This window comes from Streptomyces sp. NPDC050418 (genome assembly GCF_044458745.1).
Lineage (GTDB): Bacteria > Actinomycetota > Actinomycetes > Streptomycetales > Streptomycetaceae > Streptomyces.
In genome coordinates this window covers 68,048-80,892 of the sequence record NZ_JBITIG010000015.1, presented here as the reverse complement: position 1 = coordinate 80,892, position 12,845 = coordinate 68,048, and the positions used below count along the sequence as shown (strand labels likewise).

General features: G+C 72.5%; 13 protein-coding genes. 3 read left to right on the top strand and 10 right to left on the bottom strand.

Going from position 1 to position 12,845, the window contains the following annotated elements; genetic code table 11:
- Positions 1-2: 2 nt before the first annotated feature.
- The 3 genes from ACIBI4_RS30760 to ACIBI4_RS30750 form a co-directional block, all read right to left on the bottom strand.
- Entirely contained in the window at positions 3-1,034 is a 1,032-nt protein-coding gene (locus ACIBI4_RS30760) for a hypothetical protein (RefSeq protein ID WP_399207433.1), read from the bottom strand.
- A 98-nt stretch (positions 1,035-1,132) separates the two neighbouring features.
- The gene (locus tag ACIBI4_RS30755; RefSeq protein WP_399207432.1) at positions 1,133-2,137 is read right to left on the bottom strand and encodes a zinc-binding dehydrogenase; all 1,005 of its coding nucleotides are present in this window, start codon (positions 2,135-2,137) and stop codon (positions 1,133-1,135) included.
- On the bottom strand, positions 2,134-3,288 hold the full coding sequence (locus tag ACIBI4_RS30750) for a mandelate racemase/muconate lactonizing enzyme family protein (protein WP_399207431.1): 1,155 nt from the start codon (positions 3,286-3,288) through the stop codon (positions 2,134-2,136). Before ACIBI4_RS30750 ends, ACIBI4_RS30755 begins: the two co-directional genes overlap by 4 nt.
- A 202-nt stretch (positions 3,289-3,490) precedes the next feature.
- On the opposite strand from ACIBI4_RS30750, the gene ACIBI4_RS30745 reads away from it, so the two are divergent.
- Both ACIBI4_RS30745 and ACIBI4_RS30740 read left to right on the top strand, forming a co-directional pair.
- Positions 3,491-4,267: an IclR family transcriptional regulator gene (locus ACIBI4_RS30745; RefSeq protein ID WP_399207430.1), complete on the top strand. Its 777-nt coding sequence runs from the start codon at positions 3,491-3,493 to the stop codon at positions 4,265-4,267.
- Positions 4,268-4,296: 29 nt separating this feature from the next.
- Entirely contained in the window at positions 4,297-5,133 is an 837-nt protein-coding gene (locus ACIBI4_RS30740) for an SMP-30/gluconolactonase/LRE family protein (protein WP_399207429.1), read from the top strand.
- A gap of 42 nt (positions 5,134-5,175) precedes the next feature.
- On the opposite strand, the gene ACIBI4_RS30735 is transcribed toward ACIBI4_RS30740, so the two are convergent.
- The 4 genes from ACIBI4_RS30735 to ACIBI4_RS30720 form a co-directional block, all read right to left on the bottom strand.
- On the bottom strand, positions 5,176-6,549 hold the full coding sequence (locus tag ACIBI4_RS30735) for a tannase/feruloyl esterase family alpha/beta hydrolase (protein WP_399207428.1): 1,374 nt from the start codon (positions 6,547-6,549) through the stop codon (positions 5,176-5,178).
- Positions 6,550-6,651: 102 nt separating this feature from the next.
- Positions 6,652-7,314 carry a pyridoxamine 5'-phosphate oxidase family protein gene (locus ACIBI4_RS30730; RefSeq protein WP_399207427.1) on the bottom strand — a complete coding sequence of 221 codons (663 nt, stop codon included), beginning with the start codon at positions 7,312-7,314 and terminating at the stop codon, positions 6,652-6,654.
- Between the two features lie 188 nt (positions 7,315-7,502).
- A complete protein-coding gene (locus ACIBI4_RS30725; RefSeq protein WP_399207426.1) occupies positions 7,503-8,357 on the bottom strand; it encodes a ketose-bisphosphate aldolase in 855 nt (284 codons plus the stop codon).
- 22 nt (positions 8,358-8,379) lie between these two features.
- Positions 8,380-9,264 (bottom strand): SIS domain-containing protein, encoded by an 885-nt coding sequence (locus tag ACIBI4_RS30720; RefSeq protein WP_399207425.1) that lies wholly within the window; start codon positions 9,262-9,264, stop codon positions 8,380-8,382.
- Between the two features lie 163 nt (positions 9,265-9,427).
- Between ACIBI4_RS30720 and ACIBI4_RS30715 the strand changes: the two genes are divergently transcribed.
- Complete coding sequence (locus tag ACIBI4_RS30715; protein ID WP_399207423.1) at positions 9,428-9,940, top strand: MarR family winged helix-turn-helix transcriptional regulator; 513 nt, start codon at positions 9,428-9,430, stop codon at positions 9,938-9,940.
- A 5-nt stretch (positions 9,941-9,945) separates the two neighbouring features.
- Here ACIBI4_RS30715 and ACIBI4_RS30710 read toward each other — a convergent pair whose 3' ends face one another.
- From ACIBI4_RS30710 to ACIBI4_RS30700, 3 genes are all read right to left on the bottom strand, one after another.
- Positions 9,946-11,046, bottom strand: a complete 1,101-nt coding sequence (locus tag ACIBI4_RS30710) for a PP2C family protein-serine/threonine phosphatase (protein WP_399207422.1) — start codon at positions 11,044-11,046, stop codon at positions 9,946-9,948.
- Between the two features lie 121 nt (positions 11,047-11,167).
- Entirely contained in the window at positions 11,168-11,581 is a 414-nt protein-coding gene (locus ACIBI4_RS30705) for a hypothetical protein (protein ID WP_399207421.1), read from the bottom strand.
- A 135-nt stretch (positions 11,582-11,716) separates the two neighbouring features.
- Entirely contained in the window at positions 11,717-12,844 is a 1,128-nt protein-coding gene (locus tag ACIBI4_RS30700) for an MFS transporter (RefSeq protein ID WP_399207420.1), read from the bottom strand.
- Position 12,845 lies beyond the last annotated feature (1 nt).

Sequence of the window (12,845 nt, the reverse complement as noted above, 5' to 3'; positions counted from 1 at the left end):
GGTCAGCTGTCCTTCGCGGTCGGTTCGTGCGGGACGGGTGCGTGGGTGACGGGCTCGGGGGCGAAGCGGTGGAGCGGGCCGGGCAGCCGGGAGCCGAGCGGCGACATCCCGCCGTCCGCCCCGTGCCGCGCCAGCAGATCGAGGGCGAGCCGGCCGCGCCGGACCCGCTCGCGGGCCGTGTCGAGGGTCAGATCGCGCAGATGGGCCCCGTACGGATAGATACCGGGCGCCTTCGACAGGCCGAACTTGAGGTACAGCGGGGCGCCTCGTCGGATCAGCTCGGCGATCTCGTACATCCGGACATAGCCGCCGAGGTCGTCGGGCGCCTCGACGTAGAGGTCCATGGGGGCCGCGGACGTGCGGCGGATCTCGGTGAGATGGTCGAGCGTGAGGTCCGAGGGAACGTTGAGCGAGTCGGCGCCGAGACGTTCGTAGACGGCGTACGAGGCCGGGTTGACCGGGCCGATCAGGGCCGACACCTTCAGCGTGGTGTCCGCCGGGATGACGCCCGCGAGACGGGCGCGGTGCAGGGTCCACAGCACGCCCTCGTCGGCCACGAGCAGGCATTGCACCCCCAACTCCGTGGCGCGCACGGCGTCCTCGACGCAGCCGGCGAGCGCGTCATGGCCGCGGGCGCGCAGGCCCGCGCCGCCCGAGTCGGTGCGCACGGAGGCGCCGGTGTCCCACGTGCCGCGCGGTCCCGTGAACAGGCAGAGCTCGATGTCACGGGCGGCGGTGGCCTCGGCCATCTCGGTGATCTCGGCGTCGGAGAGCATCCAGACGCCGCTGCCCTGGCTGATGCGGTGGACCGGCACGTCGAGCCGCGCGCTTTCCTTGAGCACGACGGCCAGCGCCTCGGGCCCTTCCACGGAAGGGATTTCGGTACGCCAGGTGCCCTGGTCGGGGAAGCGGTGCGGTGAGGCGTCGGCGGCGTCGGGGGCGGGTACGGGGTGCCCGAGCCGGGCCAGGGCCTCGGCGCCGGGGCGGCGGGGTGCGTGGGGTGGGTGCGGTGCGAGGGGTGAGCTGGCTGTCACGGAACTCCCTTGTTCGAGATTTCGGACGACGTTCGGGTCATTGGGTGTGAAGAAGGTGAGGCCGGCGTGAAACGGAGCCCGGAGGGTGAGGGAAGGCCCTACGGCCGCAACAGCACCTTCCCGGTCTTCGGGTCGCCGCCGCCCACCAGCGCGACGGCCTCCGCGAACTCCTCCAGCGGGAACTCGTGCGTGATCAGGGGCGCCGGGTCGAGCAGCCCGAGCCCGAAGGCCCGTACCGCATCCGACCAGGCGGCAGACGGGGCACCGAAGACCGAGCGGATCTCCAGCTGGCTGACGGAGAGATGGACGGGGTCGATGCCGGTGGCGCCCGCCGCGAACATCCCGGTGAGCACCACCCGGCCGCCGCGCCGCGCGAGGAGGCAGGATGCGGCGGCCGTGGTCGGCGCCCCGGCGGTCTCCACCACCAGGTCGAACGTTCCCTCGGGGCCGTCTCCGGGCGCGAGCGCCCGGGTCGCCCCGAACTGCCGTGCCTGTTCGGCGCGTTCGGTCCGCGGGTCGATCACCGTCAGCGAGGCCGGTGACGAGGCCGCGAGCAGCTGGACGGCGAGAAGTCCCAGCGTGCCCGCGCCCACCACGGCGATCCGCTCCCCGGGACGCGGGCGCCCCGCGCGGACCGCGGCGGCGACCACCGCCGCGGGTTCCAGGAGCGCGGCAGCGCGCAGGTCCGCGTCATCGTCCAGGAGGTGCAACAGCCGCGCGGGTACGGTGAGATGATCCGCGAAGGCGCCCGGCTCGGTGAACCCGGTCTCCGCGTAGCCCGCGCCGCACAGGCTCGTCTCGCCCGAACGGCAGCGCTCGCAGACTCCGCAGGCACGGAAGCCCTCGGCGACCGTCTTGCGGCCCACCAGCGCGGGGTCGACTCCCTCGCCGACGGCCTCGACCGTCCCCGACCACTCGTGGCCGGGGATGACGGGATACCGCACATAGCCCGGTGCGCGCCGGCCGTCGTACAGTTCGCGGTCACTCATGCACAGGCCCGCGGCGGCGACGCGTACGAGCACCTCGCCGGGGCCGGGCGATGGGACGCCGCCCTCGGTCAGGCGATGTACCCCGGGCCGTTCGACGACAAGCCCGCGGCTCATTTCGGCTGCCTCTTCTCCCAACCGTCGGCCCACAGGTCGAACCGGGCCTCCTGCTGCGGGAACTCGGCCGCGGCGTCCACGTCCAGCTCGACCCCGAGCCCGGGCGCGTGCGAGATCGCGAAGCAGCCGGTCTCCGGGTCGACCTGCGGGGCGCCCTTGACCACCTTCTTGATCTCCGCGTCCGCGAAGTCGTTGAAGTGCTCCAGGATCTTGAAGTTCGGGGTGCACGCCGCCAGTTGGAGCGAGGCCGCGGTCAGGACCGAGCCGCCCACGTTGTGCGGGGCGACCAGCATGTAGTGTGTCTCGGCGGTGGCCGCGAGCTTGCGGGTCTCCAGGATGCCGCCGATGTGCCCGACATCGGGCTGGATGATGTCGGCGGCCTGCGACTCGAAGAGCTCACGGAACTCGATCCGGTCATGGATCCGCTCCCCGGTGGCCACCGGGATGTCCACCTTCGCGGCCACCTTCTCCAGCGCCTTGAGGTTCTCCGGCGGCACCGGCTCCTCCAGCCACGCGGGCGCGAACGGCGCCAGATCGCGGGCCAGCCGCACCGCCGTGGCCGGGCTGAAGCGGCCGTGCATCTCCAGCATCAGCTCGCAGTCGGGCCCGATCGCGTCCCGCACCGCCTCGATCAGCGACACCGCGTACCGGGTCTGCTCGGGCTCCAGCTCAAAGTGCCCGGTCCCGAACGGGTCGATCTTCAGGGCGCGGTAGCCGCGCGCGACCACGTCCTTGGCGGCCCGGTGGTACGCCTCCGGGGTGCGCTCGGTCGTGTACCAGCCGTTCGCGTACGCCTTGACCTTGTCCGTCACCTTGCCGCCGAGCAGCTGCCAGACCGGCACCCCGAGCGCCTTGCCCTTGATGTCCCAGCAGGCCATCTCGATCACGGCGATCCCGGACATGACGATCTCGCCGGCCCGCCCGTAGTCGCCGTACTTCATGCGCCGGACGAGATCCTCGACGGCGAACGGGTCGGAGCCCGCTATGTGGTGGGCCTCGGCCTCCCGCAGATAGCCGACGAGCGCGTCGGTGCGTCCGAGCATGCGGGTCTCGCCGACACCGGTGAGACCTTCGTCGGTGTGCACGAGGACGTAGGTGAGATTGCGCCAGGGCGTCCCGACGACATGAGTGCTGATTCCCGTGATGCGCACGGCAGTTGACCCCAGGGTTTCTCGTGGACTGTTCGAGATTTCGTCACACGTTCGAAATGGTGGCGTGACCGTAATCAGGGCCCGGCGGTGGTGTCAATGGACCGTGCACGGGCATTGCCCGGTGAACGGGACTGTGGTTACCGTACGTTCGGCATACCGGGCACTGGCCGGAATCTCGAACAACAGGGGTGGGTGAGGGTTCATGGGGCGACTAGTCCCGGCGGTGACCAGGGCGCTGGACGTCATGGAGCTCTTCCTTGAGGGCGACGGCACGCTCTCCGCACCGGACATCACCCGCCGGCTCGGTCTGCCGCGCACCACGGTGCACGAACTCGTCACGACGCTCGCCGCCCGCTCCTACCTCGTGCCCGTCCCCGAACAGCAGGGCCGCTACCGCCTCGGGGTACGCACCTACCAGCTCGGCAGCCGGTACGCGGAGCAGCTCGACCTCGCCGCCGAGGGGCAGCGGGTCGCGCGCGAGGTCGCCGAGACCTGTGACGAGACCGTCCATGTCGCCATCCTGGAGGACCTTGACGTCATCTACATCGCGAAGGTCGACTCCATCCACGCCGTCCGTATGGTCTCCGCCGCGGGCCGCCGGCTGCCCGCGCACTGCACCTCCGTCGGCAAGATGCTGCTCGCCTCGCTGCCGGCCGCCGAACTGGACGTGCGCCTGGCGGAGGCGGGCGAGCTGGACGCGATGACCCACCAGAGCATCACCGGCCACGACGCCCTGCGCACCGCCCTGGCGGAGATCCGCGAGCGCGGCTTCGCCACCGAGCACCGGGAGTCCAACCCGGATGTGAGCTGTGTGGCGGCCCCGGTGCGGGACCGCGCGGGCCGGGTCGTCGCGGCCCTGTCCGTGTCCGTGCCGATGATCCGCTGGACCGAGGAGCGCGAGGCCGAACTGGCGGAACTGGCCACGAAGGGCGCCCGCGACCTCTCCGAGAGCCTGGGCTTCCGGGGCGGCGACCGGTGAGCGCAGGGCGGTCGGTACGTACCGCGCCCGTGGAGGTCGCCGTCCGCGCGACGGCCGAGCTCGGCGAAGGCCCCGTCTGGGACGCGGACGCGGAGAGGCTGATCTGGGTCGACATCCTCGGCTCGCGCGTCCACACGTACGACCCGGTGAACGGTCGCCGCACGGTCCTGGCCACCGAGCAGCACGTCGGCGCCGCGCTGCCCCGCACGGGCGGCGGTCTCGTCGTCAACCTCCGTGACGGCGTGGCCCGTTACGGCGCCGACGGCTCCTTCGCCTGGCTGCTGCGCGACCCGGTGCCGGGCCGCCGCGGCAATGACGCCGCGGTCGCCCCCGACGGTTCGCTGTGGGCGGGCACGATGCGCTACGACGAGCGCGACGGCGGCGGCCACCTCGTCCGCGTCGCCCCGGACGGCACCGCGACCGGTCTCTTCGCGTCCGTCTCGGTGAGCAACGGCATCGGCTGGAGCCCCGACGCCACCCGCGTCTACTACGTCGACAGCCCCACGCGCCGTATCGACGTCTGCGATCACGTGGACGGACTCCCGTACAACAGGCGGCCGTTCGCGGAGATCGAGCCGGGCGCGGGCTTCCCCGACGGGCTCACCGTCGACGCCGAGGGCTGTGTCTGGGTGGCGCTGTGGGACGGCGCACAGCTCCGCCGCTACACCCCCGACGGCCGCCTCGACCGCACCCTCCACCTCCCCGTGCGCCGCCCGACGGCCTGTGCGTTCGGCGGCCTCGGCCTGCGCGACCTGTACATCACGACGGCCCGCACCGGCCTCGACCGCCCCCATCCCCTGTCGGGCTCGCTCCTGGTGCTGCCCGACGCGGGGGAGGGGCTGCGGACCCCGGCCTTCGGCGGCTGAGACGCCTCGGCCGGGGCCGCGTTCACCGGGATACCCGGCGGGTCAACTCCCTCCGATGTCGCAGCTGTTCACCACATCCCCTGTCACGGGCCGCTCCACCGTCCCGCTGCCCGGCGGCCGCGTACCGTCCTCCACCCAGGCCGTCAGCGCCGTGAACGCGTCCCGGTAGCAGGGCAGGACCGGGCGGAGCCGGTCGGGATACGTGTCGTGGAGACTGTCCACGTGGGTGCCCTGCTCGACCGTGTAGTAGCGGTGCAGGGCGCCGCGGCCCCGGTCCTTGATCATGCGGGTGTACGTGTCCGAGTCCGTGGAGATCGGCAGCAGCGCGTCCAGATCGCCGTGCAGCGTCAGCATCGGCTTCCCGATCCGCCCCGTCAGCGCGATCCGCTCGACCGCCCGCCGCACCGACGCGGGCCGCTCCTCGTAGGCGTACGTCGCGTCCGAGGCGCACGGCGCCAGGATCTGCTCCAGCGTGGAGCCCGCCGAACTCCCCGGACAGGCACGGTCGTACGAGGGGTCGAGCTCCGCCCGGTAGGTCTTCTGCGTCAGACCCCAGTACGCCTTCTCGTGGTACGGCCACAGGAACTCACTGCCCCGCGCGAACCCCGCCCGGTACATGTCGGTGTCCGTGGCCCGACCCGCCTGCCGCGCGACCGCGGTGGGCAGCTGACGCAGCATGTTGTCGCCGCGGGAGGTCCACAGGGTGCCCTCCCAGTCCACCCCGCCGTCGTACAGCTCCGGATGGTTCTCCAGCTGCCAGCGCGTCAGATAGCCGCCGTTGGAGATGCCCGTCATGTACGTGCGGCGCGGCGCCTTCCCGTACGCCTGGGCCACCACCTTCTTGGCGGCCCTGGTGAGCTGGGTCGTCCGGCGGTTCCACTCGACGATCGCGTCACCGGGGCGCTCGCCGTCGGTGTAGAAGTCGGGGCCGTTGTTGCCCTTGTCGGTGGAGGCGAAGGCGTAGCCCTGGGCGAGGACCCAGTCGGAGATCAGCGAGTCGAGTGAGTACTGCTTGCGCACACCCGGTGCGCCGGTGACGACGAGCCCGCCGTTCCAGTTCTCCGGCAGCCGGATCACGAACTGCGCGTCGTGTTTCCAGCCGTGCGTGGCGTTGAGGCGCGAGCTGTCCGGGAAGTAGCCGTCGATCTGGACGCCCGGCACACCCGTGGGGTTCTTCGTGCCCTTGGCCTGCAGGGACATCCAGTCGGACGGGTCGGTGTACGCGGTGCCGCTGAGCGCCGCGGTCGTCAGATCGGGCAGACAGGCCGTCGTGTGGTGCTCCGCGCCGGGCACATGGACGGGCCGCTGCCCCGCGCAGTGCGCTGTGTCCGCGGTCCCGGCGGGCACGGCACCCGCAGTACCGGCTCCGAGCAGCAGCACGGCGGCCAGGACGGTGCCGCCTGTTCTCAGGCGCATGGACTCCTCCAAGGATCGACTGGCGGCCATCGTCGATGCGCCACCGGCCGCGCGCCATGGCGTGGAGAACCACTGCTGCACGCCCCGGCATGGGGCCCGTCGCTACCTGCCCGGGCCCGCGCCGTGCACGTCCGAGCGCGAGCCCAACGCCGCGATGTGGGCGGGCAGTTGGACCGCAGAGTCCAGATCGGGGGCGGGCAGCGGGGCGCCGGACACCGTGCGGAACGGCACATTGCCCGCCCACAGGCCCAGCTCGGCATCCGGTCCGTCGCCGTCGTCCGGCGGCCCGTCGGCGATCTTCACGGAGGCCTCGTCCAGATCGAGCGCGAGCAGCGTCGTCGCCGCGAGTTCCTTGCGGCTGGGGCGGCGCGCGTAGTCCCACTGTCCGGGCGCGCACTGCTCGGTGAGCACCCGCAGCCCTTCGAGCTTCTCCTCGCCGTCGAGGACGCGGGGCACGCCGTAGACCATCGCACTGCGGTACGCGATGCCGTGCTCGAAGACCGAGCGTGCCAGGATCAGCCCGTCCACGTGCGTGACCGTCACGCAGACCTCGGCCCCGGGGGAGCGGAGGCTGCGGCTCGCGACGGAACCGTGCAGGTACAGGGTGTCGGCCGTCGCGCCGTAACACGTCGGCACGACCATCGGGCTGCCGTCGACCACGACCCCGAGATGGCAGACGAACCCGGCCGCGAGCACGGCGTCCAGATCGGTCTTCCGTACGGAGCCGTTCTCCCGCAGGCGCCGGTGCCGGGTCCGCTCGGTCACGGCGAGCTCCTCGCCCGCTGCGCTCTCTGCGGCTGCTTCGGATTCCTGCACTGTTGGGCCCTCCCGGCAGACGATGTCGTCGGTCGTTTCAGGCCGTGACGACGTATTCCGTATCGATCGCCGTACGGTAGAGGACTTCGGCCGCGGCGGCAACGGGTCCCGGGCCGGGCCGCGGCCGTAGCCCACGCTCACCCCGCCCCGAGCACCCCGATCATCCGCGCCACCGTCTCCGCCATCGCCGTACGGCCCACTGCCAGGTACTTGCGCGGATCCACCACGCTCTCGTGCGCGGCGAGATGCGCGCGGACCGCGCCGGTCAGCGCGATGTTGAGGGCCGTGCCGATGTTGACCTTCGCGATGCCGCCCGTGACCGCGCGCGTCAGCTCGTCGTCAGGGACGCCCGAGGAACCGTGCAGCACCAGCGGCACGGTCAGCGCCGCGCGCAGCCGTGCGATCAGCTCGTGGTCGAGGGCCGCCGTGCGCGAGGTCATCGCGTGCGAGCTGCCCACCGCGACGGCCAGGGCGTCCACCCCCGATTCGGCCACGAACGCCCGCGCCTCCTGCGGCTCGGTGCGGGCGCCGGGCGCGTGCGGGTCGAGCGGCGCCTTGCCGTCCTTGCCGCCCACCTCACCCAACTCGGCCTCGATCCACAGCCCTTGGGTGTGCGCCCAGTCCGCGGCGGCACGCGTCGCGGCGAGGTTCTCCTCGTACGGCAGATGCGCGGCGTCGTACATCACCGAACCGAAGCCGGCGTCGGCGGCCTGCCGCAGCAGCTCGTCCCGCTTGACGTGGTCCAGATGCAGCGCCACCGGCACCGACGCGGCCTCGGCGGCGGCGACGGCCGCACGGGCCAGCGGCAGCAGCCGGCCGCCGCGGAACGCGACCGCGTTCTCGCTGACCTGGAGGATCACCGGGGACTTGGCCCTCTCGGCGCCCTCGACGACGGCCTCGATGTGTTCGAGGGTGATGATGTTGAACGCGGCGACGGCGCCCTGCTTGGCCGCGGCCTCGGCGACCAGCGCACCGGATCCGATGAGTGGCATCGGCGACGACCCCCCGCGCCCGTCAGGCCGACGGCAGGACGACGGAACGGGTCAGATGCCGCGGCCGGTCCGGGTCGAGCCCCTTCACCGCGGCCACCGCCACCGCGAGCCGCTGCGCGCGCACCAGCTCGGCCAGCGGGTCCAGCGTGCCCTCGATCCACAACGCGCCCGTGGCGCCCACCTGTTCGGCAAGACCGTCGGGCGCCTCGCCGAACATCCACGTCGCCGTGCCGGCCGTGGAGATGGAGATCGGGCCGTGCCGGTACTCCATCGCCGGGTACGCCTCGGTCCACGCCAGGGATGCCTCGCGCATCTTCAGCGCGGCCTCCTGCGCCAGGCCGTTGGTCCAGCCGCGCCCCAGGAAGCTGAACTGTGCGCAGTCCACGAGCCCTTCGGGCAGCGGCTCGGCCAGCGCGGTACGCGCGTCGGCGACGGCCTGCGGGCTGTGCAGCCCGAGGTGGGCGCGGAGCAGCGTGAGGGCCGTGGTCGCGAAGCGTGTCTGCACCACCGACTCCTCGTCGGCGAAGGCCATCACGACCACCGCGTCCGCGGCCTCCATGACCGGGGTGTCCGGATCGGCGGTGATCGCCGTCGTGGCGGTGCGGCCGCGCAGCTCGCCGAGGAGCGCGAGGACCTCCGTGGTGGTGCCGGAGCGGGTCAGGGCTATGACCCGGTCGTACGGGCGCCCGGCCGGGAACTCGGACGCGGCGAACGCGTCGGTCTCGCCCTGCCCCGCCGTCTCGCGCAGCGCGGCGACGGCCTGAGCCATGAAGTACGACGTGCCGCAGCCGACGAGCGCGATCCGCTCACCCGGCGCACCGAGCACGTCGCGGTGCTCGACGGCCAGTTCGGCGGCGCGCTCCCAGCACTCGGGCTGGCTGGTCAGTTCCTTCTGGACATGGCTCATGGGGGCTACTCCATGCATCGGAATGATTGAAGCTGCAAGATATAGCTTCTCTTCGAGCAGGAGCAAGCAATCCGGGTCAGGGGCCCGGCGCCGCGCGCGAAGGTCCGTACGGGCTTTGCCTTCCCCGGGGTGCGGCGCGGACGGATGGAGGTAGAAAGACTGCATGGCCGAATACGAGGGCGGCGCCGCGGATGCCGACGACGTGGCCGCGGTGACGCGTGCCGTCCTGACCGCCTCGCGGCTCCTTGTCGCCGTCTCGGCCCGTTCGCTGGCCGTGGTCGAAGGGCAGGTGACGCTGCCGCAGTTCCGCATGCTCGTCGTGCTGTCGACGCGCGGCGAGACCAAGCTCGTCGAGCTCGCCGATCTCCTCCAGGTGGCGCCGTCCACCGCCATGCGGATGGTCGACCGGCTGATCGCGACGGGCTTCGCGGACCGGCAGATCAACCCGGGCAACCGCCGCGAGACGCTGCTGCGGCTCACCGCCGAGGGGCGGCGCATCGTCGAGGACGTCACCGCGGTCCGCCGCCGCGAGATCGCCGCCATCGTGGAGCGGATGCCCGCGGACCGGCGCGTGGACCTGGTCGCGGCGCTCGACGCGTTCACCGAGGCGGGCGGCGAACCCCCGGTCCCGCACGGCACCGCGGCCCTGCATCCGCTGGGCTGGACGGACGCCTGAGGCGCTCAGCCCCGCCGGTCGTCCTGCTGATGTTCGTGCTGCTGGTAGCGGAGCAGCAGCATCGCCGCGTCGTCCTGCAGCGGCCCGTCCGCGTGCGCCACCAGATCCGCCCGGATCGCGTCGAGCGCCGCCTCCGGCGCCCGCTCGCCGAGCAGCGGTGCCCGCTCGCTCAGGGGGTAGAAGGTGCCCGCGGCGTCCCGGGTCTCGGTGACCCCGTCGGTGTACAGGAGCACCTGGTCGCCCGGCGCGAAGACGGTCTCGTACGGTTCCGGCGCGGGCCCGCCGTGCAGGGCGAGGCCCAGCGGCAGCGCGTAGCGCGGCGGTTCGGGGAAGGTCGTGGAGCCGTCGGGGTGGACCAGCATCGGGGCCGGGTGGCCATAGTTGAGCAGCGTGGCGGCATGCCCTTCGGCGATCTCCGCGAGCACCGCCGTCACGAACTTCTCGCCCTGCAGCTCCCGCTGCACCGCCCGCTCCAGACGGGCGCCGACACCGGTCAGTTCGGGCTCCTCGTGCGCCGCCTCGCGGAACGCGCCGAGCACCAGCGCCGCGGTCTCCACGGCTTCGAGTCCCTTGCCCTGCACATCGCCGACGATGACCCGTACGCCGAAGGGAGAGGCCACCACCTCGTACAGATCGCCGCCGATCCGGGCCTCGGCCACCGCCGAGGTGTACGAGACCGCGATCGTCAGCGGGCCCGCGCTGCGCGGCACCGGGCGCAGCAGCACGCGCTGCGCGGTCTCCGCGATCGAGCGGACACTGGCCAGTTCGGCCTCACGGCGCTGGCGCATCACGGCGGCGGTGATGCCCGCGAGGGTCACCCCGGCCACCGAGGCCATCGCGGTGTACACACGGCGAGAGGGATACGACTGGTTGAGCCCGAGCGTCACGCACAGCAGCAGCGCCAGGGCGCCGATCCCAGCGGTGCGCCGCCAGCCGCCGACGAGTCCGGCGAAGGCCGGACCGAGCGAGACAAGCGGCAGATAGCCCACGGTCGGACCCGTGGAGACATCGACCACGCCCACGATCGCCATCACCGCGAACGGGAGCGCCGCCAGGATCCTGGGTGCCGACATCACCTTGGACCGCGACGGCTTCCTGACGGTCATGGTGTGCGCTCCAGCGGCTCGGCTGCTCGACGTTGACCTTATGCAAAGATTCTGTGCACGAATGGGCCGGGCCTGGACGTTGTTATCAAATCGCAGTTACGGGGCCGGTGGACGCCGGGTGTCAGCGAACGTGCCCGCGAGGACACTTGTGCCCCGCTCCGTCCCGTTGCGCCCGCCAGTGCCGCTCGCAGTACGCGACATCGCACTGCGCGCAGAACCCCGCGTCGCCGGGCAGCCCCGCCGAGTGCACCTGGCGGTAGGTGCGCGGATAGCGCAGGGCCGCGCGGTAGTGCTGCGCCTGGGCCTCCGCGAGGTTCTGGCCGAGCCCGTTGGAACACCCGTTGCCGTCGACGATCAGCCACCACGACGCGCTGTCCCGCAGGCCCTCGTACGTCCGCCGCACACCGGCCGGCCACGCGTGCCAGCTGGCCGGATGGGCGCCGGGACGCGCCAGTTCCAGCCGTACGATCTGGGCTTTGCACAGCGCGCACGAGACGTACAGCACGAACCACAAGGTGGGGATCTGCTTCACCATCGCGGCACGCCCCGGTCGGTCCTTCCGGCGATACGGCAGCCCGTCATGGCGTCCATCCTTGCACGCAGCAAAGAAAGCGTGACGGCCAATCGCGGATTCGGTGAAGGCGGTACGGGAGGGGCCGGGCGAGGGCGATCAGAAGCTCGCCGGGACGCGGCGGTCGCGCAGGGCCGGGAGCACGGCGACGAGCATCAGCGCGGCCGTGCACGCGAAGGAGAGCGGATATCCCAACGGGCCCGCCGCCAGGCCGAAACCGACGGCGCCGATCCCGGTCCCGGCGTCGAAGGCGAAGTTCCACATCGCGGTGACGGTGGCGTAACTCCCCTTGCGGACACGGGAGTACATGAGCGACAGGGTGGAGTTCTGGCAGATGCCGAAGCCGGTGCCGAACAGGGCCGCGCCCGCGAGGACGGCAGCCGGGACGTGCGGCAGGGCCAGGAGCAGCGTCCCGAGCGCGGACAGGAGGAGGCCCGGCAGGACGAGACGTACGGGACCGTGCCGGTCGCCGTGCCGTCCCGCGAACCAGCGGGCCGCGGTGGCGGTGGCGGGTTGCAGGAAGAGTGCGGCCGCCGCGAGACCCGCGGCACCGGCCGGTACGGCGAGCGGCAGGAAGGTGACGACGACGCCCGCGGCGACGGCGGTGGCCCCGAACACTGCCGTCGGACGGACCAGTTCGCCCTCGCGGAACCCGGCGGCGAGACCGACCTGCTTGCCCTGCGCGGGTTGCTGCCGGGGGAGCGCCGGAACGCTGAGGAGCGCGGCCAGGGCGGTGAGCCCGGCGGCCACCGCGACGGGCCCGTACCCTCCGTGCGCCGCGAGCCACACGCCGAGCGGCAGCGCGGCGAGCGTCGGCACACCGGACATCAGACCGGCCAGGGCCAGCCCTTCGCCCCGGCGCTCCGGCGGGACCAGCGCCATCGTGAGCGCGCTCCCCGCGACGAGGGTCAGGGCGAAGCCCACCCCGCGAACGAGACAGACGGCGACGATCCACGCGATGTGCCCCGACACGGTCAGCACCACCGCGGGCGCCCCCATCAGCACCAGCCCCACCGCGAGCGGCCCCCGCGTCCCGTACCGCCGCACGACTCGCGGCGTGACCAGCACCCCGCCCACCGTCGCGAACATCAACGCACCCGTGGTGAGCCCGACGGCTCCCGCGTATCCGGAGGCCTCCGTGTAGAGAGGGACGACGGACAGCAGGAGGTAGTAGCTGACGGAGGCGCCGATGATCGAGACGAACCGGATCAGGAGGGGGCGGGTCACC